The 24,237-nt window shown below is 48.6% G+C and carries 28 protein-coding genes; 17 read left to right on the top strand and 11 right to left on the bottom strand.

Annotated features, from left to right (window positions below):
• Nucleotides 1–32: 32 nt before the first annotated feature.
• The 14 genes from guaA to OMP95_RS06175 all read left to right on the top strand — a co-directional run bounded on the left by guaA (nucleotide 33) and on the right by OMP95_RS06175 (nucleotide 11,059).
• Nucleotides 33–1,610 (top strand): glutamine-hydrolyzing GMP synthase, encoded by a 1,578-nt coding sequence (gene guaA, locus OMP95_RS06240; RefSeq protein ID WP_266327067.1) that lies wholly within the window; start codon nucleotides 33–35, stop codon nucleotides 1,608–1,610.
• Nucleotides 1,601–1,876 carry an acylphosphatase gene (locus tag OMP95_RS06235; RefSeq protein WP_266327065.1) on the top strand — a complete coding sequence of 92 codons (276 nt, stop codon included), beginning with the start codon at nucleotides 1,601–1,603 and terminating at the stop codon, nucleotides 1,874–1,876. Before guaA ends, OMP95_RS06235 begins: the two co-directional genes overlap by 10 nt.
• Nucleotides 1,877–2,354: 478 nt before the next feature.
• The gene (locus tag OMP95_RS06230) at nucleotides 2,355–2,786 is read left to right on the top strand and encodes a DUF6524 family protein (RefSeq protein WP_266327063.1); all 432 of its coding nucleotides are present in this window, start codon (nucleotides 2,355–2,357) and stop codon (nucleotides 2,784–2,786) included.
• A gap of 43 nt (nucleotides 2,787–2,829) precedes the next feature.
• A complete protein-coding gene (locus OMP95_RS06225; RefSeq protein WP_266327061.1) occupies nucleotides 2,830–3,228 on the top strand; it encodes a DoxX family protein in 399 nt (132 codons plus the stop codon).
• A 150-nt stretch (nucleotides 3,229–3,378) separates the two neighbouring features.
• Nucleotides 3,379–4,122 (top strand): hypothetical protein, encoded by a 744-nt coding sequence (locus OMP95_RS06220; protein ID WP_266327059.1) that lies wholly within the window; start codon nucleotides 3,379–3,381, stop codon nucleotides 4,120–4,122.
• 112 nt (nucleotides 4,123–4,234) lie between these two features.
• Nucleotides 4,235–6,007: an SLC13 family permease gene (locus OMP95_RS06215; protein ID WP_266327057.1), complete on the top strand. Its 1,773-nt coding sequence runs from the start codon at nucleotides 4,235–4,237 to the stop codon at nucleotides 6,005–6,007.
• A 175-nt stretch (nucleotides 6,008–6,182) separates the two neighbouring features.
• Nucleotides 6,183–6,800 carry a class I SAM-dependent methyltransferase gene (locus OMP95_RS06210; protein WP_266327055.1) on the top strand — a complete coding sequence of 206 codons (618 nt, stop codon included), beginning with the start codon at nucleotides 6,183–6,185 and terminating at the stop codon, nucleotides 6,798–6,800.
• Nucleotides 6,801–6,929: 129 nt separating this feature from the next.
• Nucleotides 6,930–7,271 (top strand): 5-carboxymethyl-2-hydroxymuconate Delta-isomerase, encoded by a 342-nt coding sequence (locus tag OMP95_RS06205; protein WP_266327053.1) that lies wholly within the window; start codon nucleotides 6,930–6,932, stop codon nucleotides 7,269–7,271.
• Nucleotides 7,272–7,501: 230 nt separating this feature from the next.
• The gene (locus OMP95_RS06200; protein ID WP_266327051.1) at nucleotides 7,502–7,999 is read left to right on the top strand and encodes a GNAT family N-acetyltransferase; all 498 of its coding nucleotides are present in this window, start codon (nucleotides 7,502–7,504) and stop codon (nucleotides 7,997–7,999) included.
• A 218-nt stretch (nucleotides 8,000–8,217) separates the two neighbouring features.
• Nucleotides 8,218–8,484: a hypothetical protein gene (locus OMP95_RS06195; RefSeq protein ID WP_266327049.1), complete on the top strand. Its 267-nt coding sequence runs from the start codon at nucleotides 8,218–8,220 to the stop codon at nucleotides 8,482–8,484.
• Nucleotides 8,485–8,587: 103 nt separating this feature from the next.
• The gene (locus tag OMP95_RS06190) at nucleotides 8,588–8,959 is read left to right on the top strand and encodes an STAS/SEC14 domain-containing protein (protein WP_266327047.1); all 372 of its coding nucleotides are present in this window, start codon (nucleotides 8,588–8,590) and stop codon (nucleotides 8,957–8,959) included.
• A 147-nt stretch (nucleotides 8,960–9,106) separates the two neighbouring features.
• Nucleotides 9,107–9,691, top strand: coding sequence for a beta-class carbonic anhydrase (locus OMP95_RS06185; RefSeq protein ID WP_266327045.1), 585 nt, complete (start codon nucleotides 9,107–9,109; stop codon nucleotides 9,689–9,691).
• A gap of 51 nt (nucleotides 9,692–9,742) precedes the next feature.
• Nucleotides 9,743–9,958, top strand: coding sequence for a phosphate-starvation-inducible PsiE family protein (locus OMP95_RS06180; protein ID WP_416234633.1), 216 nt, complete (start codon nucleotides 9,743–9,745; stop codon nucleotides 9,956–9,958).
• A gap of 201 nt (nucleotides 9,959–10,159) precedes the next feature.
• Nucleotides 10,160–11,059 (top strand): SdiA-regulated domain-containing protein, encoded by a 900-nt coding sequence (locus OMP95_RS06175; RefSeq protein WP_266327043.1) that lies wholly within the window; start codon nucleotides 10,160–10,162, stop codon nucleotides 11,057–11,059.
• A gap of 55 nt (nucleotides 11,060–11,114) precedes the next feature.
• Here the strand turns inward: OMP95_RS06175 and gnd are convergent, their stop codons facing one another.
• From gnd to OMP95_RS06120, 11 genes are all read right to left on the bottom strand, one after another.
• Nucleotides 11,115–12,584 (bottom strand): decarboxylating NADP(+)-dependent phosphogluconate dehydrogenase, encoded by a 1,470-nt coding sequence (gnd, locus tag OMP95_RS06170; RefSeq protein ID WP_266327041.1) that lies wholly within the window; start codon nucleotides 12,582–12,584, stop codon nucleotides 11,115–11,117.
• 2 nt (nucleotides 12,585–12,586) lie between these two features.
• Nucleotides 12,587–13,543 (bottom strand): hypothetical protein, encoded by a 957-nt coding sequence (locus OMP95_RS06165; protein ID WP_266327039.1) that lies wholly within the window; start codon nucleotides 13,541–13,543, stop codon nucleotides 12,587–12,589.
• Between the two features lie 43 nt (nucleotides 13,544–13,586).
• Nucleotides 13,587–14,306, bottom strand: a complete 720-nt coding sequence (locus OMP95_RS06160; RefSeq protein WP_266327037.1) for a PepSY-associated TM helix domain-containing protein — start codon at nucleotides 14,304–14,306, stop codon at nucleotides 13,587–13,589.
• A 3-nt stretch (nucleotides 14,307–14,309) separates the two neighbouring features.
• Complete coding sequence (locus OMP95_RS06155; RefSeq protein WP_266327035.1) at nucleotides 14,310–14,846, bottom strand: FMN-binding protein; 537 nt, start codon at nucleotides 14,844–14,846, stop codon at nucleotides 14,310–14,312.
• 27 nt (nucleotides 14,847–14,873) lie between these two features.
• Nucleotides 14,874–16,133, bottom strand: coding sequence for a porin (locus OMP95_RS06150; RefSeq protein ID WP_266327034.1), 1,260 nt, complete (start codon nucleotides 16,131–16,133; stop codon nucleotides 14,874–14,876).
• A gap of 123 nt (nucleotides 16,134–16,256) precedes the next feature.
• Nucleotides 16,257–16,475 (bottom strand): hypothetical protein, encoded by a 219-nt coding sequence (locus OMP95_RS06145; RefSeq protein WP_266327033.1) that lies wholly within the window; start codon nucleotides 16,473–16,475, stop codon nucleotides 16,257–16,259.
• A gap of 9 nt (nucleotides 16,476–16,484) precedes the next feature.
• Nucleotides 16,485–16,778 carry a hypothetical protein gene (locus tag OMP95_RS06140; protein WP_266327031.1) on the bottom strand — a complete coding sequence of 98 codons (294 nt, stop codon included), beginning with the start codon at nucleotides 16,776–16,778 and terminating at the stop codon, nucleotides 16,485–16,487.
• Nucleotides 16,775–16,963 carry a hypothetical protein gene (locus OMP95_RS06135; protein WP_266327029.1) on the bottom strand — a complete coding sequence of 63 codons (189 nt, stop codon included), beginning with the start codon at nucleotides 16,961–16,963 and terminating at the stop codon, nucleotides 16,775–16,777. Before OMP95_RS06135 ends, OMP95_RS06140 begins: the two co-directional genes overlap by 4 nt.
• Nucleotides 16,964–17,144: 181 nt before the next feature.
• Nucleotides 17,145–17,660 carry a Slp family lipoprotein gene (locus tag OMP95_RS06130; RefSeq protein ID WP_266327027.1) on the bottom strand — a complete coding sequence of 172 codons (516 nt, stop codon included), beginning with the start codon at nucleotides 17,658–17,660 and terminating at the stop codon, nucleotides 17,145–17,147.
• A gap of 227 nt (nucleotides 17,661–17,887) precedes the next feature.
• Entirely contained in the window at nucleotides 17,888–18,811 is a 924-nt protein-coding gene (gene ylqF / locus OMP95_RS06125) for a ribosome biogenesis GTPase YlqF (RefSeq protein WP_266327025.1), read from the bottom strand.
• A 180-nt stretch (nucleotides 18,812–18,991) separates the two neighbouring features.
• Entirely contained in the window at nucleotides 18,992–22,159 is a 3,168-nt protein-coding gene (locus OMP95_RS06120; RefSeq protein WP_266327023.1) for an HD domain-containing phosphohydrolase, read from the bottom strand.
• 430 nt (nucleotides 22,160–22,589) lie between these two features.
• Between OMP95_RS06120 and yeiP the strand changes: the two genes are divergently transcribed.
• From yeiP to OMP95_RS06105, 3 genes are read left to right on the top strand one after another with little or no spacing between them, the layout of a single operon-like run.
• The gene (gene yeiP / locus OMP95_RS06115) at nucleotides 22,590–23,156 is read left to right on the top strand and encodes an elongation factor P-like protein YeiP (protein ID WP_266327021.1); all 567 of its coding nucleotides are present in this window, start codon (nucleotides 22,590–22,592) and stop codon (nucleotides 23,154–23,156) included.
• Between the two features lie 11 nt (nucleotides 23,157–23,167).
• The gene (locus tag OMP95_RS06110) at nucleotides 23,168–23,554 is read left to right on the top strand and encodes a YbaN family protein (protein WP_266327019.1); all 387 of its coding nucleotides are present in this window, start codon (nucleotides 23,168–23,170) and stop codon (nucleotides 23,552–23,554) included.
• A complete protein-coding gene (locus OMP95_RS06105; RefSeq protein WP_266327017.1) occupies nucleotides 23,551–24,174 on the top strand; it encodes a nitroreductase in 624 nt (207 codons plus the stop codon). The genes OMP95_RS06110 and OMP95_RS06105 overlap by 4 nt, the downstream gene beginning before the upstream one ends.
• The last annotated feature ends 63 nt before the right edge of the window (nucleotides 24,175–24,237 follow it).

Raw genomic sequence — 24,237 nt, 5'->3', positions numbered from 1 at the left:
AGCTTTGCTTTAACTGTATTAAAGAGACCTCAATGACCAGCAATATTCACGATCATCGTATTCTTATCCTTGATTTCGGCTCCCAATACACGCAGCTCATTGCGCGCCGTATTCGTGAAGCCGGAGTCTACTGCGAACTGCGCAACCCGGATATCAGCGAAGCCGAGATCCGTGAATTCAATCCCAAAGGCATTATTCTATCCGGCGGTCCCGATTCCACTATCGGTGAAGAAGCGCCCAGCGCACCCCATGTAGTATTTGAACTGGGTCTGCCGATATTAGGCATTTGCTACGGCATGCAAACCATGGCATCACAGCTGGGTGGCCTGGTTGAATCCTTCGAACACCGCGAATTCGGTTACGCCCAGATTCGTGCCCGTGGCCATTCGCTATTGCTCAAAGATATCGAAGATCACACTACCGAAGAAGGCTGGGGCATGCTCGACGTGTGGATGAGCCACGGTGACCGTGTTGCCCGTATGCCGGAAGGTTTCAAAGTCATAGCCAGCACCGACAGCGCGCCGATTGCCGGTATGGCTGATGAAGAACGTAAATTCTACGGCCTGCAGTTCCACCCTGAAGTGACTCACACGACGCAGGGACAGCGCATGATCGAACGCTTCCTGATTGAAATCTGCGGCTGTGACACCTTGTGGACTTCGGCCAATATCATTGAAGACCATATCAACGCCGTTCGCGAACAAGTCGGCGACGATGAAGTGCTGCTGGGTTTGTCCGGTGGGGTTGACTCATCCGTGGTGGCCGCCCTGTTGCACAAAGCTATCGGTGACCAACTGACCTGCGTGTTTGTTGATAACGGCCTGCTGCGCCACCATGAAGGTGATCAGGTGATGGCGATGTTCGCCAAACATATGGGCATCAAAGTCATCCGTGTTGATGCCGAAGATCGTTTCCTGGGTGAACTTGCCGGTGTCAACGATCCGGAACAAAAGCGCCGTATTATCGGTCGGGTATTTGTAGAAGTATTCGATGAAGAAGCCAGCAAACTATCCAATGTTAAATGGCTGGCTCAAGGCACCATCTATCCGGATGTGATCGAATCGGCCGCGGCTAAAACCGGTAAGGCCCATGTGATTAAAACCCACCATAACGTCGGTGGCCTGCCGGAAGAAATGAAACTGGATCTGCTCGAGCCGCTGCGTGAACTGTTTAAAGACGAAGTGCGTAAACTCGGTGTTGAGCTGGGCCTGCCTTTCGATATGGTTTATCGACACCCGTTCCCGGGGCCGGGTCTGGGGGTACGCATTCTGGGTGAAGTGAAAAAAGAATATGCCGATCTGCTGCGTAAAGCGGATCATATTTTTATCGAAGAATTGCGAAAACATGATTTATACGACAAAACCAGCCAGGCGTTTACTGTATTTTTACCGGTAAAATCAGTCGGCGTGATGGGCGACGGTCGGCGTTATGACTATGTTGTCGCGCTGCGCGCGGTCGAAACTATCGACTTTATGACCGCACGCTGGGCACATCTGCCATACGACTTCCTGGATCTCGTTTCGCGTCGTATCATTAACGAAACCACAGGTATTTCACGGGTGACGTACGATATCTCCGGCAAGCCACCCGCTACGATTGAATGGGAATAAAAAGATATCATTTATTAGTTAACGGCCGCGTACAAGGCGTCAGTTACCGCATGGCTGCCTGGGAACAGGCACAACGCCTTGACGTCACCGGCTGGGTCAGAAACCGGGCCGACGGCCGCGTAGAAATGCTCATCGAAGGCGAGACCGCCAGCCTCAACGCGCTGATCGCCTGGGCCAAACAGGGCCCGCGCTTTGCCAATGTTGCCAAAGTTGATATCACCGAAAAACCCGCCACCGGTGAATTCACCGATTTCGAGATTCACTAAGCTCGCCTCTGTTCAGCAGGTTCCCGCCCAAAATTTATTTTCCGTCATTCCTGTCGTGGAAATTTTTTATAAATCCGCAGATTTCGCCGATTCTCACAGATTAAAACAGTCTTTGTATGTTGCAGACTCCCGACACCAAAGTTGAGTAGCAGGGCTTTTGCCAACCCCGATACTTTGAGATAGTTATCTGAGTCTCCTCTGAACCAGACGAAATCAACCTAGAAAGCCTTGAGTTGCTTACTCCGATAGAGGACTGGAAATGAACCGGCATTGCCGTACTGATATAGGCATAGGTCTACCCATCTCATGGAATAATCCGCGTTCATCGGCGTAATCTGCGGATAAAGATTTACTTTGATAAACGGCGTCTCAACGCCCTTGCGACGAACAGTGGTGAGAAATCCGGGTTAAAGGTTTGCGATTTCCCCCTAGCAAGCTATCCTTAGCTGAATTCAGCGTGATAGGAAAAGGACTCAATATGGCGGCACATCGCTTTACCTGGCAAAGCTTCTTTATTCGTTTGGCATTCGCCCTGGTGCTGGTTTACGCGACCTACAACCCCAGCGGCCTCAGCTACTATCACTGGGCCAAAGACGCTTTTTTCGGTGAAGCGACTTTCCTTTCCCCGCCTTTTGCCTTGGTCACCATTGTGCTGCTGATCGGCTGGACCATTTACCTGCGCGCCACCTTCCGCTCGTTGGGCGGTTTCGGATTGGCACTCGCCCTCGCCTTTTTCGCCATTATTATCTGGTGGCTGGTCGATATCGGCCTGATCGGTATCGGCAGCTTCTCGGTACTCAGCTATATCATTCTGTTCCTGCTCTCGGCTGTGTTGGCTGTCGGTATGTCCTGGTCACATATCCGCCGCCGCATGTCCGGTCAGGCCGATATGGATGATGTGGACGAATAATCAGGCAACACAAATTCATCAAAACCAATAAGGAGAAGAGAAAATGGAAAATTTCCTGGCATCATGGCAACCGCGTGTTTTGAGTATTGTCCGTATTATTTCCGCGTTCCTGTTTATGCAGCACGGTGGAATGAAAATTTTCGGCTTCCCGGCTGAACCACATCAACCATTTGAGCTGTTTTCACTAATTGGTGCCGCTGGTGTACTGGAACTGGTCGGCGGCTTTTTACTATTAATTGGCCTGTTTACCCGTCCGGTTGCATTCATCCTGTCGGGCCAGATGGCCTTTGCCTACTTTATTGCCCATGCGCCCAAAGCGTTCTGGCCGCTGAATAACGGTGGTGAACTAGCCATCATGTTCTGCTTTGTGTTTCTGTATTTTGTGTTTGCAGGTGGCGGCAGTTGGAGTGTGGATTGTCTCTGTAAATGCAAACGTAAATAAGCAGACTACTAATCCGACTAAAGGAAAAGAACATGTTAAAAACCGCCACCGTTGATGGTATAGCTTAGCTTAAAAAGGGGACGCTACCCTTTAATTCCCGGCCGGTGTTGGCGGCGTTAGAAGCCACAGAGAGAATGGAGTAATCATCAAGTGCCGATATTTGATATTTCAGGGGATAAGCTTTCTGCCGTAGAGCAGAAGAATTTCGATCTGGAAAAGGACTTGCAGTCCCTGATTGAGAAAAATCTAGAAACCGTTTTCAATTGCCGATCCGTTGCCAGTGAATTCTCGACTGGCGCTCAACACGCTGGTCGAATTGATAGCCTTGCGCTATCAGAAGAAGATAATCCGGTCATCATAGAATACAAAAAAGTCGAATCATCAGAGCTGATTAACCAAAGTCTTTTCTATTTGCACTGGATTCAAGATCATAAAGGTGATTTTGAGATTGCAGTGCAAAAGCGGCTAGGAAATGGCGTTAAAGTGGATTGGTCTGACGTCAGAGTTATTTGCATTGCACCAAACTATAAAAAATATGATTTACATGCTGTGCAAGTTATGGGTGCAAATATTGAACTTTGGAAATACCGTTTGTTTTCCAATAACTCGCTTTATCTTGAAGAGGTTTTCCATACTTCAAAATCAACAGCGGCATCGACCTCTGCTGTTTCCACTGAAATTGGATATAAAAATCCAGTTATGGTCGAGGCTGGTAAGAAAGCTGCGCTAACCCGTGCCACGGCTACCTATACTTTCGATGAAAGACTTGAAGGGAAGAGTGGAGAAATCCGGGAGTTAACAGCAACTATTCGAGAGTTCATCCTTGGTTTGCAAATTCAACAAATTCAAGGGGCCAGATCACTTGAAACTCAAGTCAAAGGACCAGCTCAGTAGATTGGATTGAAGAATAAAACCCAACAAATAAACCCTGATGTCGAAATTAATAGGGAAGCTACCCTTTGATCCCCTTTAATTAGCAATCAGAATATAAGGGGCGCCCCTGATCATGACAGTGGAAATGTTATTCACCATGGCTGTTGTTGTCGGTGTGCTGGTGGCTTTGGCCAGCAGAGTACCCGCGGAAATCACCATGATGGCGGCGATGGTGGCGGTACTCGTTGGTGGCGTTATTACCACTGAGCAAGCTCTGGCGGGATTCTCCAACGCAGGCATGATGACGGTGGCGGTGTTGTATGTGGTTGCGGCGGCACTCAGGGATACCGGGGCCATCTATTGGGTTGCTCACAAGTTGTTGGGCCACCCCAATACGGTACTGGCCAGTCAGGCGCGCTTGATTCTGCCGACCTCTTTTTTAAGTGCCTTTCTCAACAATACCACTGTGGTAGCCATCATGATCCCGGCGGTACAGGAGTGGGCACAGCGCCTGAACATATCACCGTCGAAGTTGCTGCTTCCTCTCAGTTACGCAGCCATTCTAGGGGGTACCTGTACTCTGATAGGTACCAGCACCAACCTTGTTGTCGATGGCCTGATGCAGAGCCGGGGCATGGCGGGGCTTCACATATTCGATTTGGTCTGGGTAGGTGTCCCTCTGCTGCTGGCAGGCTCAGTGTTTTTAATCCTGTTTAGTCGCAGGTTGTTACCGCAACGCGAAGAGCTGGTAGAACAATTGAAGCATGCCCGTGAGTACTATGTCGAGATGGCAATCCCCAAAGGCAGTCCTTTGCACAGTAAATCCATTCGCGATGCAGGTTTGCGTAATTTGCAGCATGGTTACCTCACTGATATCAAGCGCGGCGAAAAGCTTTATACAGCAGTCGGCCCTGACATGCAGCTTCAAGAAGGCGATCAGCTCGCCTTCATTGGCGCCCCCGCCTGTGCGCGGGAGCTTCAGCGGATCAACGGGCTGATTCCCGCCCATGGCGGCGCCCATAAGCTACAACTCAATCATCATCAACGTTGTTTGGTCGAGGTGGTTTTGGGATCGGAATTTCCCGGATTAAACAAGACCGTAAAGGAAACGGAGTTTCGATCCCTATACCACGCGGCGATATTGAGTGTCAGCCGTGGTGGCAGGCGCATGACCGGCAAAGTGGGTGATATGACGCTGCGGGTCGGTGATACGTTGCTATTGGAAACCAGTGAGGCCTTTGTGGAGCAATACCAGTATCGCAGGGACTTTATGCTGGTCAGCCCCTTGCGGGATTCCACGCCTCCCAATTTTTCCAAGGCGCCGCTTGCCACGGGCATTCTATTTGTCATGGTAGCGGTCAATGTCGTGGGGCTCATGTCCGTTCTGGAGGCCGCACTGTTAGCCGCTGGTTTATTGTTGGTGACAGGCTGTGTGACGGTCAATCGTGCTCGAATGAATGTGAGCGTTAATTTGCCCGTATTGGTGGTTATTGGCGCTGCTTTTGCTCTGGGATCGGCGTTGGAGGAAAGTGGAGCCGCTGCCTGGATAGTAGACATTCTTCTAAGTGGTGGCATTGAAAATCCATGGCTGGCCCTGTTGCTGGTTTATATCGTAACCAGTTTTTTTACCGAGCTTATCACCAACAATGCGGCAGCGGTTTTACTGTTTCCGATAGCTACGGGTGTCGCCGGGCAGCTTGGCGTCAGCCCCATGCCTTTTATCATAGCTGTCATGTTTGGAGCCAGTGCCAGCTTTTTAACGCCTTTGGGATATCAGACAAACCTGATGGTGATGGGGCCGGGTGGATACCAATTTACGGATTATTTGAGAATTGGTGCGCCGATGGCAATTTTGTCCGCCCTGGTTACGACTGCGCTGATACCCCTGGTTTGGCCGTTCCATTGATATGTTCATGGGATCAGTCAACTTGATTTGTGATAACGTTTACTTGTGCATAACAAATATAAGTAAACACTCGCAATAAGGATCAACCAGCTTGCATATCGTCTGAAGGGGGGATACGGCATGCCGTATAACTCACTGTTAGACACCACAAAATAAAAATTAGTGGGTGGCAAACATGAAACCAGGCAATTCCCGGCTAAATGGACGATTCGCTTTCTTTCAGGAATTTCTGAAACATCCCCTTCAGATTGGTTCGATCATTCCCAGCTCTCATTTCCTTGAACAGCGCATTCAGGAGGCCGCAGCCATCGGTTCGGCTAAATTTGTGGTGGAGTTGGGCGCCGGTATAGGAAATACAACTCGAGCGATACTGCGTATGATGCCGCAAGACGCTAAGCTCCTAAGCATAGAAATTAATCCGCGATTCCATGCCTTTGTTAGCGGCATTGAGGATGATCGTCTCATTGCACACCTGGGCAGCGCATGTGAACTGAATGAAATCATTTCAATGTATGGACTAGGCGCGCCTGAGGCAGTTATTTCTGGTATTCCATTTTCAACTATGCTGCATCGTGAAGGCTCTCAAGTTATTGAGGCGATTTCGTCTCTGCTCGCACCAAACGGTCGTTTCGTGGCCTACCAGGTGAGCAAGCGAATCGTATCCCTGTGCCGGCCCTATCTAGGCTCAGAGCAAATTAGGATAGAGCTTCTGAATATACCGCCAATGCGTATTTACAAGTGGGAGAAGAACGGTATCTTACAACCAAATCAAACAGATATTATGTGGGGGTGAAACTGGAAACTACGCTCCGTAAGGTGAGGGAAGGCCTGCTTTCCACGGAGTCCCTTAAGGGGGCAAATTTATTTCTAACGTTGATTTCAAACCTAAGACCCGCTTAACCGAATTTTTAAGGACATAACCTTGCCACATTGCATTATCGAATTTTCAAAAGATCTGGAATCTCAGCTGACACCACCGGCATTGGTCAATGCCGTGCATCAAGGTGCTTTAGCTTCTGAGTTGTTTGAAGCCTCGCATATCAAGACGCGTGCGGTTGCTTACGATTATTTTCAGGTAGGCGCAGAACAATCAAACTTTATCCATGTCACAGTTCGCCTGCACCAAGGCAGAACTGTCGCCCAGAAAAAAATGCTGTCTTCGACAATCATCGAGCGCTTGGCTGATACAGGTTTATCCGCCGTTGTTATCACTGTAGAAGCTGTAGATATCGAGACGGAGAGTTATACGAAGCGAATAGTGTAAATAGCGCGATGAGTGCCCTTGACTCGCATTTATGCGAAAGTAAATCTCTGGATTCCCGCGGCTGCGCCTGGCAATGACAATTTCCAATCGAATACCAAAGATTAATGTCTATGAAACCCGGTTTAAAGTGGCCGGAACACTTAAAACGAAAAACTACCCGCTGATATGGCTGGCGTCACCACTGACTACGTCAATGTACTAATCTGCTGTCTGAACAGATGCTTTATTCCTTGAAACAAAATGACGATGATCTTCCGGCCATTGTCGCACTGATTAATGAGGCTTATCGGGGAACAGGTGGTGACCATCGCTGGACAACGGAAGCCCATTTGGTAGCGGGTGATCGTATCTCCGTTGAGGCTCTCACAGACCTGATTAATGATAGTCAATGTGATTTTATTGTCTGCCATGAGCAGGATAAATTGATTGGCTGCATCTCTATTTGTTATAGGAACACAATCGCTGAATTCGGCACTTTTGCTATTAAGCAGGAAAAGCATGGAATGGGCATCGGTAAGCAGTTATTAGCTTATGCAGAAAATCATGCGAAAAACTGCTGCCAGCGATTTCAGGTGTCCGTAGTCACGCCCAATCAAACCCTGATCGATTTTTATATCAAACGCGGCTATCAACCGATAGGTCATAAAAAGCTTTATCCCGTCGATAATAATGCCGGCAAGCTTAAAGCCAAAGATATTGACTTAACCGTGTTACAAAAAAAGGCTTAGGAATCAAATGTTACGACCTGAGGGATACCCACGAATTTCGGAACATTTCCAGATGCCTCCGCGGAGCCTTGCCCTGAGCGTAGCCGAAGGGGTCGGCATGACCGTTCTCGATTCACGGCAAGGCCCTTTGATTTCTTTTTAGTATTGCCGATAATCACACAGACAAGCGTGATTTCTTTGCTGTAGCATACCAACACAGTTTATTCACGGAGCCAAACATGCCACTTATTCACATCAAAAAATCAGTTCGCCTGTTATGGCTGTTGTTGTTACCCCTGACGTTGACGGGTTGTGCTTCACACGCATTATTTAGCGCCGACAGATACGGTTATTCACATTCCATTCCTGAAGGACACCGGCCGCCTCCCGGCGAGTGCCGTATCTGGTATCCGGACCGACCGGCAGGTCAGCAACCACCGCCAGGTGATTGCCATCAACTCAGGCATCATGTGCCGCCCGATGCCGTGCTGATTTATGGAGATTAGCCCTGGCCCGGCTCCCGGCAAATTAACCTGAAAATCAGGTATTATTAACGGTATCTCCTTCCATTTCCCATCTCAAAACCAATGTTTAGGGGGAGGGATATCTATGCTCCACTACACTCTGAATCAAAACACGGCTATCGTGTATATTTACCCCAAAGGACCGTTAAGCAAAGCGGACTTTGAACAGTTAACCGCCGAGGTTGATCCGTATATCGAACAATCAGGCGGCCTGGCGGGATTGATTATTGAGACTGAGAAGTTTCCCGGCTGGGAAGACCTGAATGCAGCGATTCAGCATTTTCGTTTTGTTCGTGATCATCACCGTAAAATCAAAAAAGTCGCTATTGTTACTGATTCTCTGGCCGGTGAGTTTGCTGAAAATATCGCGTCTCATTTTGTGGCTGCCAAAATCCAGCACTTTAATGCCAATCAACTGGCGTTAGCCGAAGACTGGGTGAACCAGAAAGACCATTAACCTTATTTCCGTGTCATAACATTCTTGCCGTTTTTGTTGTCTATACTCCATGTCACTGACAACTGAGAAATCCTGTTAGCTCTCTGTCACCGCAACGGTGATTCTTTTTCAGTTCACAATGCGGTGAGCGAGAAAAGGAGCATAGCCATGAGTGATATTATTAATGAAGTAATGGCTGCCAACGGCCATTACGCGGCTGATTTTGGTGATAAAGCGCGGTTGCCAATGCCTCCCGGCAGACAATTTTCCATTCTCACCTGTATGGATGCGCGGCTTGATCCTGCCAAGTTCGCAGGGTTCGCAGAAGGCGATGCCCATGTGATCCGCAATGCCGGTGGCCGGGCCAGTGATGATGCAATCCGTTCGCTGGTGATTTCCTACAAACTGCTCGGTACCCGCGAATGGTTTGTGATCCATCATACCGATTGTGGTATGGAAACCTTCACCGATGACATCATGCGTAAGTTGCTTGCCAGCAGTTTGAAAACAGCCACAGTGGATGCCACCGGCTGGCATGACTCAGGCAAAGGCGCAGGTTCGACCGAAGCTAATTATATTGACTGGCTCACCATCGCGGATGACAGAAAAAGTGTCATCGAGGATGTGGCAAGAATCCGCCATCACCCGCTGGTGCCGGATGATATTCCTATCTACGGGTTTATCTACGATGTTAATACCGGCAGGTTGAGCGAGATTCACGAAGCCAGTGAGAAAGGCAAGGCACGACCATAAAATCCACCCAACACTATATAGGAACTGTTTATCTATCTGGAAGTGCTGACCATGGTGGCGGTGTATTACGAGTCGGGCGAACTGCCGATCAAGATACCGCTTTATATCGCTATTGTGGCGCTGGCACGTTATCTGATTCTGGATATGAAGAATATCGCCTGGCGCATTCTGGGTATTACCGCCGCCATTTTGCTGCTTGGTGCCTCGATTATCGTGATTCACTACTGCAAAACCGTGTTGCAGGAAAAGGGCAAAAGCGCTTCTTAACCAAGGTGCTGCAGGATTTATTCATGGGGTGCTCCTAGAGGCTGATCATATCGCGATGAACCTTTTTTCCTGTCGGTTGTGAACCAGGGCACTTTTTACCGTTTTTTATCACAGACCTGTCATCACCTTGTCATGCTTTTTTGTCTAAATAAGCCCAAAACATACTTCATTTCATATTCTCTCTAACAAGCGGGAGATCCCATGTTTAGAAAAGCTTCGTATGGCCCGACACACCGGCTGGCTCTATTCATCATGTTGCTGACAATACCTGTCTTGCTGTTGAAGTTAACGCTGACTCAGGCAGCGGCAACGCAACAGGCACCGCTGTGGGATCTCGAATACCACTATGAGGTAGGTACGCCGATCACGATAGAAAGCATCGATGATAATTTATCGGGACTTGCCTATCACCCTGAATCTGATCATTTATATGCTGTATTGAACAACCCGGAAAAAATCATCGAAATGACCAAACAGGGTAAAGTGGTTCGCACCATCGACTTACAGGGATTTGTCGATACCGAAAGTATCGATTATCTTGGCAACAACCTGTTTGTGGTGTCGGAGGAAAGAAGACGGCGGCTGGTGTTTTTTTATCTGAACGCTGATATCAGCGTGGTGCATTACCAAAATGCTCAAGTTCTGCCCCTGGACCGGGCCAGTAATGAGAATACCGGCTTCGAAGGTGTAGCGTGGTCACCGGCCTATGGTTTTTTTGTATTACAGGAATACCCGCCAAGGCTGATACATCATATGATGCATGATGCCGAACCTGCCAAGGATTTGCAGCCCCTGGTTCGTTCAAAGTCTCTTGATGTCTCTGACTATGCCGGTATCAGTATGCTGCATGGCGATCAGGACATGCTGCTGGTCTTGAGCGAAGCATCCCACAGCCTGCATGCCTTGGATCTAAACGGTAACCCCTTGTCACGCCTATCACTGCGTACCGGTTTATTGAAGCTGTGGCCGCTGATGGAACAACCCGAAGGCGTGACCGTCGATAAAGACGGCAATATCTTTATTGTTGGCGAACCCAACCAATTGGTCATGTTAAGCCGCAAAACCCGGCTGGCCCAGTCAGCGGCAACCCCTCAGTCCTGATACGATAAGGGCGGCCATTGACCGCCTTTCTCGTTACAAAACCAAAACTGTGCTTTTAGACATCATAAGTCGATGCGGCCACATCACCGCCGCGGCCAGTCCAATTGGTGTGAAAAAACTCGCCACGCGGCTTGTCGGTGCGTTCATAGGTATGCGCCCCGAAGTAATCCCGCTGTGCCTGCAACAGGTTGGCAGGCAGACGCTCGCTACGGTAGCCATCATAAAATGACAAGGCACTGCTGAAAGTCGGTACCGGCACACCGAGCGCTACTGCCGTACCTACGGCTTTGCGCCAGCCTGGCAAGGCTTTTGTAATCGCTTCGATAAAGAAATCATCAAGCAGCAGATTTTCCAGCTCAGGATTCAGATCAAAGGCATCACGGATCTTGCTGAGAAACTGACTGCGGATAATACAGCCACCGCGCCACATCAGCGCGATACCGCCGTAATTCAGCTCCCAGCCATAGGTTTCGGCTGCTTCCCGCATCAGCATATAACCCTGCGCATAGGAAATAATCTTGGACGCATACAAAGCATCACGGATGGCGTTGACCATCTCGGTTTTGTCGCCTTCAAACGTGGCAGCCAGTTGCGGCAGTACTTTTGATGCCCGCACCCGTTCGTCTTTACGTGCCGACAAACAACGTGCAAACACTGCTTCTCCAATCAAGGTCAGCGGAATGCCCAGATCCAGAGCATTCATGCCGGTCCATTTACCGGTGCCTTTCTGCCCTGCAGTATCCAGAATATGGTCAATCAGCAGTTCGCCGTCTTCTTCATCACGCACGGCAAGAATGTCACGCGTGATTTCGATAAGGTAGGAGTCCAGCACGCCTTCATTCCACTCGGCAAAGACTTTCTGGATTTCATCACCACGCATACCCAGTCCTTCACGCATCATCTGGTAGGCTTCGCAGATAAGCTGCATATCACCATATTCAATGCCGTTATGCACCATTTTCACATAATGGCCGGCGCCGTCATTGCCCACCCAGTCACAGCAGGGTTCATGATCAACATGGGCGGCAATCGACTGGAAAATGGGTTTAACTGAATGCCAGGCGGCATGATTACCGCCAGGCATTAACGAAGGGCCGTGGCGGGCTCCCTCCTCGCCACCGGAGACGCCACTGCCAATAAACAAAATGCCTTGTTGGTGCAGTTCATAAGTACGGCGGTCACTATCATTGAACAGCGAGTTACCGCCATCAATGATGATATCGCCTTTATCCAGATAAGGAACCAGTTGCTCGATAAGGGCGTCCACCACCGGACCGGCTTTGACCATTAACATCACACGGCGAGGCACCTTCAGGCTGTCCATAAATGTCTGCAGATCATGACATCCAATGATGTTGGTACCTTTGGCGGGGCCAGTCATAAACTCATCGATTTTACTGGTAGTACGGTTGAATACCGCGACAGTAAAGCCTTTGTCATTCATGTTTAACACCAGGTTCTGGCCCATAACTGCCAGACCAATCAGGCCGATATCCGCCTTGGCGGGTTTTTCCATTTCACTCATAATTATCTACACACCTTTATGTATTCACCAATTGCTTCTCGCGTTGATCCCACAACCAATCTGCGTTGACCGGATGCAGAATCGCACTCGACGGCACCGGATACTTCTATCATTTCTCCTGTCTGCGCCTGCCCGACGTAAGTATGTGTAAACGACACCACTTCGGGTGTCATTTCGTTGTCAATCAGATAACGGGCAGGAAAATCAAAAGCGCGATGATCATCCAGAACCATGGCTTTGACAGTGGCGATTCCCTGCTTAATATAGTGGTGGTGATCGTGATCCAGCTCGGTAGGCAGACAGACCATGCCAATATCAAACTTGGTGCCATCAATTGCTGCTTTGTTGAATTTGCGAGATTCGTGCCAGGCAAATTCCTCAAAATTCAGCTCACCGCCACGACGATGGAAATTGTCCCGCATCAATGCAATATCTAACTCATCAATCAGGCCAGAAACTACGGCCTGCCTCACCACATCGCGGATTTGATGAAAAGCTTTACGACCATACACCACCAAATCAATATCCGAACCTGCCTTTTGCTGACCGATGAGCATGGAGCCCGTTAGCCCCAAAAAGTTACAATCTACGCCAGACTGCACCAAAATAGTAATAAGTTTGTGCAATTTTTGTTCAATTTCATCTTTTGGCTGCGCAGCCAACAAGGCTTTGAGGCGGTCTTCCGGCCGGTAGTGACGGACAATATCGCGCACATTGACGGCATGAAATTCCGCGTCGAACTGCTTGGACTTGAAAAGGTATTGGGGATAATGGCGAGCAAGCAGGCGGTTGGCCTGGGCCGTATCGACTTTCTGCCAGTTGTCACCGCCAGCGGCGGCATAACGAAGAAAACAACCGACTTTTTGTTGATGGGGATGATAACTGACTACAGCAAAAATGAGACCGTCCTCTGTCTGGATGAAATCCTTCGGCAAATAAGGAAAATCTGCCTGTCTCATTGTCAGTCTCCACTCCTCGTTCAATGCATCATGACACAAATCATCATTTGAGTCGCCTGCCCCACATCCACAAACCAGTAAACGCTAACACCACCAGCAGAATGCCCAGAATATCTACCAGCCAAACACCGATATTGCCCAAAATACGGCCGTTGTGAATATCGATCAGTACTTGCTCAACAGACACACCCTGACCGTAGAAATATTGCTGCAAATCAGCTGCCACAGACTCCGGCATAGGATGGCTTACACTCCATGTGACGCCCAGCAATGAAATCGGTTCCCAGACATCCAGCATAAAGTTGCTGCGCCACATGCCATTGTGCGTCTGAATGACCGGCTCACCATGATGCATGCCGATATTCTGGATACTACCCGGTATGCCGGCTTCACCGCCCATTCGTTCAACAAAGTCACCTTCCCGGGTGAGCAGAATAAGCTCATCATCGGTCGCCAGCACAATCAAGTCTTCGAGGGTAATACCGCCCAGAAGCGGACGATGAATATGGGTGACCGGCCTGGCGTCAACAAATAGCTGGGTATCGAACTGGGAAATGATCTTGTTATCCAGCAGGTAGGCGGCATCAGGTTCGACGTCTCCGATACCGTAATGCGCCATAAGCCAGTTCCAGTTAAGGTAACGCTGGTCAAGTTTGAATTGATTGGAGTGATTGAGGATCACGCCAGTTACGGCAAACAACAGCAGAAAAATAGCGACCACTACTCCCATACTGCGGTGCAGACTTTGCATTCTGCGGTTCATTTTTTAACTCTGATTGCTGATAAATTCATCCAGATATAATGCCAGTGTCACGACGGCAGTCATAGCCCTGACAGATAAAGTTGCACCGGTAATACCATCAATATTCCGATCCAGCCCGTTATTTTCCAGTTTGGCATCGCTGAATTGCCGGGTAAATGCGGGATGGCGAACTTCCCAACCGCGACTTTCACGATAAGCCAGCACCTTAACCTGCTCGACTTTATTTTGATGTATTACTATGCCGAAGGTGATCGGCTCTTCTTTACCGATCTCTTCCAGAATCCAGGCGCTGCGATCATTATTATGCCAGTAACGGATCCGTAAACCGGCATAGCTGTGACCCAAAATTTCGGTCACACGCTCACGCACTTCCCCTTTTAACCAGACCACATCGCTTTGAGGGACTTGCTGGTTAAAAACCTCGTTGAGAAATTCATCCGTAGTCTGGTAGATACCGCGAGCTTGTGCAGGAATAGTAACGATGAACAACAAAAAAGCGATCAGGCCAAAGCTGACTGTCCAATGCTTGATGTTATTCACCGTTACGTCCCCCCATATCAACTCAAATCAGAACTGATAGCCAAGACCGACGTTGAAGCCATCAAATTCTTTGTCTTTGTTATCAGCATCCATGTCCTGATAGTCGACTTTAACGACAACTTGCGGATCAATCCACCAGTTCAAACCGATATCCCACTGGTTGAATTCGGTATCAGTAGAGTTCCCCGCCTGGTTATCCCACATGCTGTATCGGGTAAAGATACCAATGCTGTCGGTCAACTTGTAAGACGGTTCGATATACCAACCAGTTTGTTCATCAGCACCGACAGATTCCGGTCCGTCGCCGTCCAGATCCCAGGTTGCGTACAAGGCGCGCAGGCCAAAGTTACCTTTTTGAATAGCTGCATGCGCTTCCCACAAGGTGGCGCTACCGGCATCAGGGTCATTGCTTTGCGTGATATCTTCCTGATATTGCAGAGAAGTGCTCAGTTCTACCCCCGGCATACCGGTCCATTTCAGACGGGCAGTATAAGCAAAATCTTCCGCTTCAGCATTGGAAACTTTCTGGCGGCCGTTGCGAACCGCATACTTTTTACCGCTATTGGTGTTCAGGCCGGAGGTTGCTGCCACATCATAAGAGAAACCTTGCGCAATCTCGCCGCTCAGCATTGCACCACCTTCCCACCAGGTGGTCGGAATAATGTTTTTCTCGACATTATTACGTTCCACACCGTAAAACGTGGGGGGTTCATGCGTTTCGTTAAGCAGACCGACCGGCATCAGGAAGAGACCCGCATTAACGCGGTGACGGTCGTTCAGATCATATTGAATAAAGGCTTGTTCGATCTCAACTTCGCCGTTTTTGCCTTCACCGGCCAGAGAGTGTTCCAGTTCCAGCTCCGAGAAGAAACGCAGGCGGTCATTGAACTCATGATTAAAGAACAAGACAAAACGATGGAAATCGATTTCATCTTTGTCATCTGCATCGCCCTGGTTTTCCAGGTTGTTGTAATGCAGTTCACCATAACCACCGATTGAGGTTTTGGAGTCTTTACTTGCTACGGCTTTCACCGCTTCCTCAGTTGCGACTGCCATAGCTTCCGCCGCTTCACTGGCTTCGCGTGCCGTCACTTCAGTTTCTTCAACCTTTTGCTTCAAGTTCTGGTTTTCAGCTTTCAGTTCCTGGTTTTGCTCTTTAACTTCATTCAGTTGCTGCTTCATTTCCTGCAGCATTTGCCAGATTTCTTCGTTGCTGGGACTTGCTGCCTGAGCTGCCGCCATGGCAGTCATCAACGTGGTCGCCAGCAGAGTACGTTTAAATTTCACTATTTACTCCCCCATCTTTAGATTACAAAATTACAAGCATTATGGATTATATATAGATTACGAATCATTATCATTAAGCTTCGTCACTTTTATAACAAAATTATTTGTTTTGTTGTTTTTTTGCTACATCATCATGCGTAGGCTCGGCTGTGACGCCCTGCTGGCACTGAACTCAAACAAACCTTTACTGATGTCCTGTGCAAATTGTGTAAAGTGATGTTCTGTCATACGAATCGTAATAGACCCCATAGTCAGATGAATCATTTGACAGTCAGGACAGTGTTGTATATCTACAGAAGCTGATTCATAAACCGTTTGCGGACGGCAGGCAGTTGATGTCATTTCTAATCCTTAATTTACGAGTTTAAATAATTCATTTACGGGTTTAAATAATTCCCAACCCAAGCGATCGGCTTGGTTGAGATCACGCTCATCACAATAAAGTTGCCACCACATTTGGGATAAAGACCGCCAATATTGTTTGATTTGCGGCTGTTCCTGATGGGTCAGTAATAAGCGGTAGTTGCGGCTGATCTGCAGTGCCAGACAACCAGACGGATGCTGGCGATATTGGAATTCCAGTTGCCTGTTGGCAGCCAGAAGCAACTCCAGCTGCCAGTTGTCTTGCTTCAATGGTGCGTTCATGAGCGAATGGTTCTGGCTGCTGCAGACAGCAGCAAGCCCCATACGGTTTTCTTGGAGGTTTTATCCAGGCAATTAAAATCGGCAGCATGCAGCTTGCCTTCCCGGATGAGCATTTCCAGCTTGTCCTGCTCAAAAGCCAGATGAATACTATGGTGTCCTTGTAAATTTAGCTGTGCTGTTTTCATATCTCACCTCACTTTCCAAAGTGTGGGAATGAGTATAAACACAACTTAATCTAAATGCAAATCATTATCGTTTAGAAATAGATGACCGATAAATACGTGTTCCTCCTTGAGCACAGACAAAATACCGAAACAACCTGAAACTGCGCGTATCAGGTTGTTTCGGTACATTTTTCAATAAAAATCAGGGAGAATAATAACCGGTTCCGTAGTAACCATAACCGACAAATGGCGCATCATGTTTGGGGTTGTATTCCCTATTAGTGCCTGAATATTTATCAATCCAGAGGTGACTGTCGATGATATCAATTACGGGCAGAGTCAATGTTTTCTGATCCACTTTGATGGTCTCTTCAGCACTGACCGTACCGACAAACGTCACCATCGTCCCTTCCTGATAAATTTCCGGATCGAGGAAATTTTTGCTCTGACTGATAAAACGCCCCTGACTGTGTCTGTCAGCTATAGGCCGTCCATACCGGTTCAACGGAAACTGAACAATTTGCAAACTTGAATACGTTTCATAGTTGCTGATGCTGATGATCTTGCCGCCCCAGCGCACCGTTGTTCCCATATAGGTTTCAACACCGGTCACCACCTGTTTAAGCTGGATATCTCCGGCAGGTGCGGACTGAATGTTAGATGAAACACCGCTGCAAGCGGTCAACAACGCGATAGCTGCATAGATAAAAATTTTCACTTTTGTCCTCCTGACCAGGCAATCATGCCAAGTGTATATGAATTAGCAAATAGCCTAATTTGATTGACTCACAGCAAAGCAAGATGTTTCATAATCTGGGCAGAAATGGTCTCAAAAGCAGTGAACGCGGGACCGGCAGTGGTGCAGGGATGTACAGTTTACAGAAGAAGGTGGTTTGAGATGGCTTTAGACCATTACCGTCTCAAATCAGTAGATTCAGTTCTGAATTACTGCTGCTGATTTTGCTTTTTCTGTTTGCGTGCCGCCTTTTTGGCTGCTTTTTCTTCACGGGCGATCAATACCTCGGCCCATTCCTTTTCAACCGTCTCCGGGGTTTCCAAAGTGATACGCCCCAGCGTCCCTGATCTGATTTCGGTCAGTAATATTTTGGCAGCACGATCCAGATCCACTCGCCCGCCCGAACGCAGACAGCCGCGCTTGCTGCCAATGGCTTCCAGCGCTTCCAGCCCCGAAGCAGGCAGTGTCTTGAAATCATATCGCTGCGTTAACAAGGCAGGATAGGCTTGAAGCAGATATTCCACGGCATACAGCGCAATATCATCATTATCGATGGCGGTTTCCTTGATGGCACCGGTTACCGCCAGCCGATAACCGCTGTGCGGATTTTCCAGGTTCGGCCACAACACACCCGGTGTGTCATGTAAAACAATGCCTTTGTCCAGTTTGATACGTTGCTGCATTTTGGTAATCGCCGGTTCATTACCGGTTTTGGCAATCATGCGCCCCGCCAGACTGTTGATCAGCGTCGATTTGCCTACATTGGGGATCCCCATAATCATGGTCTGAATATTTTTAACACTCTGCGCTTTGTGCGGCACCATCTTTAAACACAGTTCCAGCAGATCACTGACACGATCAGTTTGCTGCGCGTTCATCGTGATGGTTTTAACGCCTTTTTGCTGCTCCAGATAAATCTGCCATTTTTCGGTCAGTTCCGGATCGGCCAGATCAAACTTGTTAAGTACCTTGATGCAGGGTTTATCACCGCGCAATTCAGCAAGCATCGGGTTTTCACTGCTGAACGGAATGCGAGCATCCAGTACCTCGATGATCAGATCCACCTGGGGCAGAATCTTTTTCATCTCCTTGCTGGCTTTATGCATATGGCCCGGATACCACTGGATAGCCATCTATTTCACCTGCTCACTAATCTGCGATCTGCTGGACCTATTCGGGTAAATCATCATGCGCTCTATATTGTGGTGTCGTTACTGATGACATTTTAGCTGATTTACCAGGCTTATTCGCCGTTAGAGACATATCCCCGAAATACGCGCCTTTCCAAGTATCACGGGTATAAACAAACAGCCTTAACCGGCTTTGCGCAAATACCGACTGATATCGATCTCGTCAATCTGGGTGTCGGGCAGGAAACGTCTGGCGTAATCCAGATATACCCCCGAAGTCAGGAACAGCTCAAACACCTCAACATCGATATGGTCGTTCTGCACCATGCTGTAGAGAATATCCAGTGCCACGCTGACCGGTTTGGCTTTTTTATAGGGACGGTCGGCAGCTGTCAATGCTTCATAGATGTCCGCCAGCACCATGATACGTTCGGGAATCGACAGTTGATCGCCGGTCAGCTTACGCGGGTAGCCGGTTCCTTTCATAGTTTCATGATGAGTAGAGGCATAGCGCGGAACACGTTGCAGCTCTTCAGGAAAGGGCAGACTTTCCAGCATTTTAATGGTGCTGATAATGTGTTCATTGATTTTGAAACGGTCTTCGGCGCTGAGTGTACCGCGGGAAATAGCCAGATTATGCAATTCACCCAGGTTGTATAGGTATTCCGGCACTTCCATCTTGATACCAAACTTGGGATCAAAGTCTGTACCGTGCATGCGTTCAATAAGATGCTCCGGCCGATCGGCCAGCAAATGCTCGGTTGCCGGTAATGGCGCGGAGGCTTCCTGCAAACGCGAGATTTCACCGGATGACAGGCCCAGTTGATCATCAAAATGACGTTGCCAGGTAATTTTTGCCAACTCATGCAAACGGGCCACATCATCTTCGCTGATAAATTCGCCGCCGACATTGGCATTGGCAATAAAGGCAAAGTCTTCCCGCAGTTGCTGTTGTTTTTCTCCTTTTTGCCTGCTCAGCGCGGCATCATTGGCACCCGGTTCCGCTTTTTGCAACAGATAGTCAATTTCAGCATCCCGCCACAGGACTTCAAAGCGCATACGTACTTCATGAATACGGTTGTATATCGTTTCAAGCTTGGTGCCTTTATCAATGATATGTTCAGGCGTGGTGATCTTGCCGCAGTCATGCAACCAGGCAGCAACCTGGAACTCGCGCCATTCTTCTGCTGATTTGAAAGCAAAATCCCTGAACGGGCCATCGGTTGTTTTTTCTGCTTCCTTGACCAGCATAAAGGCCAGCTCCGGCACCCTTTCACAGTGACCTGCCGTATGCGGAGACTTATCATCGATCGCCTGAGCAATGACTTTGATAAAGGCGTCTAACAGTTCTTCCTGGGCCTTTTCGTGACTTTGTATCGCTTGTGACATATTGCTCATCGAATCAGCCAGATCCCCGACCTCAACGATATTGGTTTCAACCTCTTCGACCTCTTGGTAAAGCCGCCGGGTAATTTTTTCGCTGTCCACGGCCAGTTTGCGGATAGGATTTACTATCGGTGTGGCCAGCAACCAGGACAACGGGAACAACAATAATAATGCGGCGACGGTCAACCAGATCGACGTCTTGACTTTTTCCAGTCCGGGCGCCAGTACCGTATCAACCGGCGTGACAATGGCAAAGAAATCCTTCTTGCCATTGCCATTATGTTCACCAAAAGGTGTGGCAAATACAAAGTGATCACGCCCTTTAATCTCAATAATTTCCAGCCCTTCAGGTGTCTGCTGCTGGGCCATTTTCATCAATTCGGCATAAGGTACAGCCCCCAGCTGCCGCACCATGCGACTGTTGCTGTTTAACCACTTAGCTGCCAACGCTTGTTTATGTTCCGGACCGAGATTTTCCAGCGCCAGATTAAACAGTTCGGTCAGCCCCGGCCGCGATCTGTTGAGCATAAAATGCAACTGCGTCGGCATCTTGGTATCACCGAAGTTCAGAGGCTGGCTGATAACCACATCATCAATAAAGAACTGCTGTGCGGTGTAATTCAGAATAGGCCCTGTATCAATGGCGGCATCCGCTTCACCATTACGGACAGCATCGAACATCGCTCTGACATTATTGACGCGAACGATATTGATTTCCGGGAAACTGTCCTGAAGATGATTAGCCAGCGACCACCCCTTGGGAATAGCCACGGTTTTCCCCGCCAGTTGTTCGATATGAGTGATCGTATCTTTACCTTTTGCGGTCACCACACCGTAAGGCACTTGCAGAAACGGTTGGCTTAACTCCCCCAGCACCTGCTTGCTCTCATCAAAAAATACCGGCTGCAGTACATCTAGTTCATTACTGACAAACATCTCTGCCAGTTCATTCCAGCTCAAGCCGTTGATATAACGTATGTCGAGCCCGGTCATTTCAGAAATGTAATTTAATACATCAACCGCATAACCAAATGGCTGACCTGAGGCAGCAAAGTTAATGGGGGGCCAGTCTATTTCATTAGAGATGGTTAAGAACTCAATATCATCCACCAGCTTTTGCTGCTCAGCAGTCAAGGTCAATGGCGGTGACGCTGGTAACGTCATCTGCCTTTTGGCTCTTTGATTGGAGGCAATGATTTCGCCGGTATCCTGATAAAGATAAACCTCACTGTCCTCGCTCAAATCCTGAGCACGCAGAAATTCAGACAAAGATGACAGAGTAATATCGACGCCGAGTACCGCTTTATTGGCAGGGACCACCGTCGAATATGTCTCACCGGGCTCCTGCAGGTGCTGGAACAAATAAGGTGCTGTTTTGTTGACTTCTCCCAGCTGGGCATCGATAAACCAGGGGCGTTTGCGCGGATCATAGTCAGTGGCATGATGGCGGCTGGTGCGCAACTGAAAATTTTCGTCATAAAACTCAAAACGACGCAGGCGCTTGTCACCTTCATCTTTAACGGAGATCGCAACCCAGCGATCCTCAGCTTTGGCACGCAACTGTCTGCGGATATTCTTATCTGCATCCAGATTCACCAGCTCATAAAAATCACCATTGGCGAACCCAATATAAATGGCATAAAAAAGCGTATTATTCTGCATTGCTTCGGCAAAGAGTTGGCGTGAATCTTCAGATATTCCACTGGTGCCGACAAAACGGGTGAACTGAGACAGGATTTTGGCTGCGGCGGCAGCACGACTATCGACCACAGACAGATAATCACGGGTGCTTGCAGCTGTTTTTTGATACACCGCCAATGTCGATTCCGTCGCCATAGTGGTGCTGAAGAAATATTGCAGACTGATAGCCACCGAAGCGGTAATGATAGTGGCCGTCAGAAAAAACGCAATGACTGTCGCGCGAATAGAAATGCGAAAACGTTTTCCGCACATATATGGCAGCATGAGCAGGTCCTCATTGAATTGCCAAGTCCCACTCATCCATGGCAAGTCACCTTAAGAACTTGACCCAGCTAAAAATTTAAGTTGCCTTTATAACATCGTACGCACAGATACACCACCTCATACCCGTGATACCTGGAAATGCACGATACAGCGCGGCAAGAAGCTGCTCTATTTGCGGCAAAACATCACCGGAATAGTGATTTTCTTGCAAAATGTTATAAAAAAAGAGGGTAACTTATTGTCTAACCTTGCATAAATGCCTATAAACAGCCGGTGTCGCGTTACAGCCAGACTTTGCCAAGAAAGTACCATCCGCTGCAGGCTTGCACCTGGTTCTGACTGTTTACATCGGTTCTGATACGCGCATTTCCAGGTATCACGGGTATCTGCTTCGGTATAATGTCCTTTTTTCATCTGCAGAGAACAAAAAATGCCGAAAGCGAGTGAGTTAAAACGCGGGATGGTAGTTGAACTGGCCAATGAACCCTATGTGGTCAAAGACATCGAAATCCGTAACCCTTCCTCTCGTGGTGCCGCGACACTTTATAAGGTGCGATTTAATCATCTAAAAAATAAACAAAAACGTGATGAATCGCTCAAAGGCGAAGATTTTCTGAAAGGCATCGACTGCGAACGCAAGCTGGTGCAGTACTCCTATCAGGATGGTAACAGTTATGTGTTTATGGATAACGACTCTTTCGAGCAATATGCTATTGACGCCGAGGCCATCGAAAATGAACTGGATTATATCAGTGAGGGACTAAACAGTATTGTTGCCGTATTACTGGAGCAGCAACTGGTTGCGATAGAATTGCCGGCGGCCGTCAGCCTGGAAATTGTCGAGACGACACCGGGTATCAAAGGTGCCACCGCTGCAGCCAGAACCAAACCTGCCACGCTCTCCACTGGGCTGGAAGTGCAGGTACCGGAATATATAGAAAATGGGGAAATCATCAGAATCAACACGGCGACGGGCAAGTTCATGTCACGTGCCTGACCACCAGAACAATGCGCACTAAAATAAAGCATTACCTGTTAATTTGCCTGGGCTGGCTGTTTGTGCTGACAGGTGCGGTAGGTGCTGTTTTGCCGTTATTGCCGACCACGCCTTTTCTGATCCTGGCACTGGCCTGTTTTGCTGAAAGCTCCCCCCGGTTTCATCGCATGCTGTTGCACCATAAATGGTTTGGACCGCCGCTGGCACAGTGGGAGAAAACGCACACTATTCGCCGCGCGGTGAAAAAAAAAGTGATACTGCTTATCACCCTGACCTTTGGACTATCCATTGCGGTGTTGTGGGGACGACCTGGTCTGCAGCTCATGCTGGTCGGCCTCTGCCTGATTTTGTTATGGTTTGTGTCTCGCCTTAAAGAGTCGGAGCAGCTGCCCAGATGAATATCAGCGAAGCGATCAAACAGCGCCATTCGGTGCGCGCTTTTCTGGATAAACCCGTCAGTCCTCAGCAGATCATTCACATTCTTGATATTGCCCGCCAAGCCCCTTCCGGTGCCAATACTCAGCCCTGGCAGGTAGCAGTATTAACCGGTGCCAGTAAAGACAACGTGTCGGCAACAATCATCGATGCATTTGAAAATGGCGAGCAGCAGCAACCCGATTACAACTATTACCCGACCACATGGCAGTCGCCCTATCTGGATCGGCGGCAGGCCTGTGGTTTTCAGCTTTATCAGAGCCTGAATATCGGACGTCAGGATAAAGCACGCCGGCAAGCCCAATGGGCCGCTAATTACCAGGCATTTGATGCGCCGGTTATGCTGCTGTTTTTTATGGATGGCATTATGCAGACCGGCTCTTTTATGGATTTTGGCATGTTTCTACAGTCCATCATGCTGACCGCAATAGACCATGGCTTAGCGACCTGCCCCCAGGCAGCTTTGGCCGAATATCCGCATCTGGTCAAACCCTTACTGGGTTACCCGGATGACAGCATTCTGATTTGCGGCATGGCGCATGGTGACGCCGGACTCTACCTGGATGGAAGTCGAGCGTCTTAACCATAATATGGGCAAAATCCATGATATCGAGATTGCCGAGTTCAAAATCACCCGCTTCAAGGC

Origin of the sequence: Methylophaga sp. OBS4 (assembly GCF_026319305.1) — a bacterium.
Lineage (GTDB): Bacteria > Pseudomonadota > Gammaproteobacteria > Nitrosococcales > Methylophagaceae > Methylophaga.
The sequence above is the reverse complement of the archived record's forward strand: the minus strand, read 5'-3'. Positions and strand labels throughout refer to the sequence as shown.

Bases quoted from the DNA above. Each gene is read 5' to 3' on its own strand.
- gnd (WP_266327041.1), bottom strand. From the start codon at position 12,584: ATGAGTGAAATGGAAAAACCCGCCAAGGCGGATATCGGCCTGATTGGT.
- yeiP (WP_266327021.1), top strand. From the start codon at position 22,590: ATGCCGAAAGCGAGTGAGTTAAAACGCGGGATGGTAGTTGAACTGGCC.
- OMP95_RS06175 (WP_266327043.1), top strand. From the start codon at position 10,160: ATGTTTAGAAAAGCTTCGTATGGCCCGACACACCGGCTGGCTCTATTC.
- OMP95_RS06145 (WP_266327033.1), bottom strand. From the start codon at position 16,475: ATGACATCAACTGCCTGCCGTCCGCAAACGGTTTATGAATCAGCTTCT.
- ylqF (WP_266327025.1), bottom strand. From the start codon at position 18,811: ATGGCTATCCAGTGGTATCCGGGCCATATGCATAAAGCCAGCAAGGAG.
- OMP95_RS06190 (WP_266327047.1), top strand. From the start codon at position 8,588: ATGCTCCACTACACTCTGAATCAAAACACGGCTATCGTGTATATTTAC.
- OMP95_RS06160 (WP_266327037.1), bottom strand. From the start codon at position 14,306: ATGAACCGCAGAATGCAAAGTCTGCACCGCAGTATGGGAGTAGTGGTC.
- guaA (WP_266327067.1), top strand. From the start codon at position 33: ATGACCAGCAATATTCACGATCATCGTATTCTTATCCTTGATTTCGGC.
- OMP95_RS06120 (WP_266327023.1), bottom strand. From the start codon at position 22,159: ATGCTGCCATATATGTGCGGAAAACGTTTTCGCATTTCTATTCGCGCG.
- OMP95_RS06195 (WP_266327049.1), top strand. From the start codon at position 8,218: ATGCCACTTATTCACATCAAAAAATCAGTTCGCCTGTTATGGCTGTTG.
- OMP95_RS06105 (WP_266327017.1), top strand. From the start codon at position 23,551: ATGAATATCAGCGAAGCGATCAAACAGCGCCATTCGGTGCGCGCTTTT.
- OMP95_RS06235 (WP_266327065.1), top strand. From the start codon at position 1,601: ATGGGAATAAAAAGATATCATTTATTAGTTAACGGCCGCGTACAAGGC.
- OMP95_RS06230 (WP_266327063.1), top strand. From the start codon at position 2,355: ATGGCGGCACATCGCTTTACCTGGCAAAGCTTCTTTATTCGTTTGGCA.
- OMP95_RS06185 (WP_266327045.1), top strand. From the start codon at position 9,107: ATGAGTGATATTATTAATGAAGTAATGGCTGCCAACGGCCATTACGCG.
- OMP95_RS06180 (WP_416234633.1), top strand. From the start codon at position 9,743: ATGGTGGCGGTGTATTACGAGTCGGGCGAACTGCCGATCAAGATACCG.
- OMP95_RS06110 (WP_266327019.1), top strand. From the start codon at position 23,168: ATGCGCACTAAAATAAAGCATTACCTGTTAATTTGCCTGGGCTGGCTG.
- OMP95_RS06165 (WP_266327039.1), bottom strand. From the start codon at position 13,543: ATGAGACAGGCAGATTTTCCTTATTTGCCGAAGGATTTCATCCAGACA.
- OMP95_RS06210 (WP_266327055.1), top strand. From the start codon at position 6,183: ATGAAACCAGGCAATTCCCGGCTAAATGGACGATTCGCTTTCTTTCAG.
- OMP95_RS06215 (WP_266327057.1), top strand. From the start codon at position 4,235: ATGACAGTGGAAATGTTATTCACCATGGCTGTTGTTGTCGGTGTGCTG.
- OMP95_RS06225 (WP_266327061.1), top strand. From the start codon at position 2,830: ATGGAAAATTTCCTGGCATCATGGCAACCGCGTGTTTTGAGTATTGTC.
- OMP95_RS06140 (WP_266327031.1), bottom strand. From the start codon at position 16,778: ATGAACGCACCATTGAAGCAAGACAACTGGCAGCTGGAGTTGCTTCTG.
- OMP95_RS06135 (WP_266327029.1), bottom strand. From the start codon at position 16,963: ATGAAAACAGCACAGCTAAATTTACAAGGACACCATAGTATTCATCTG.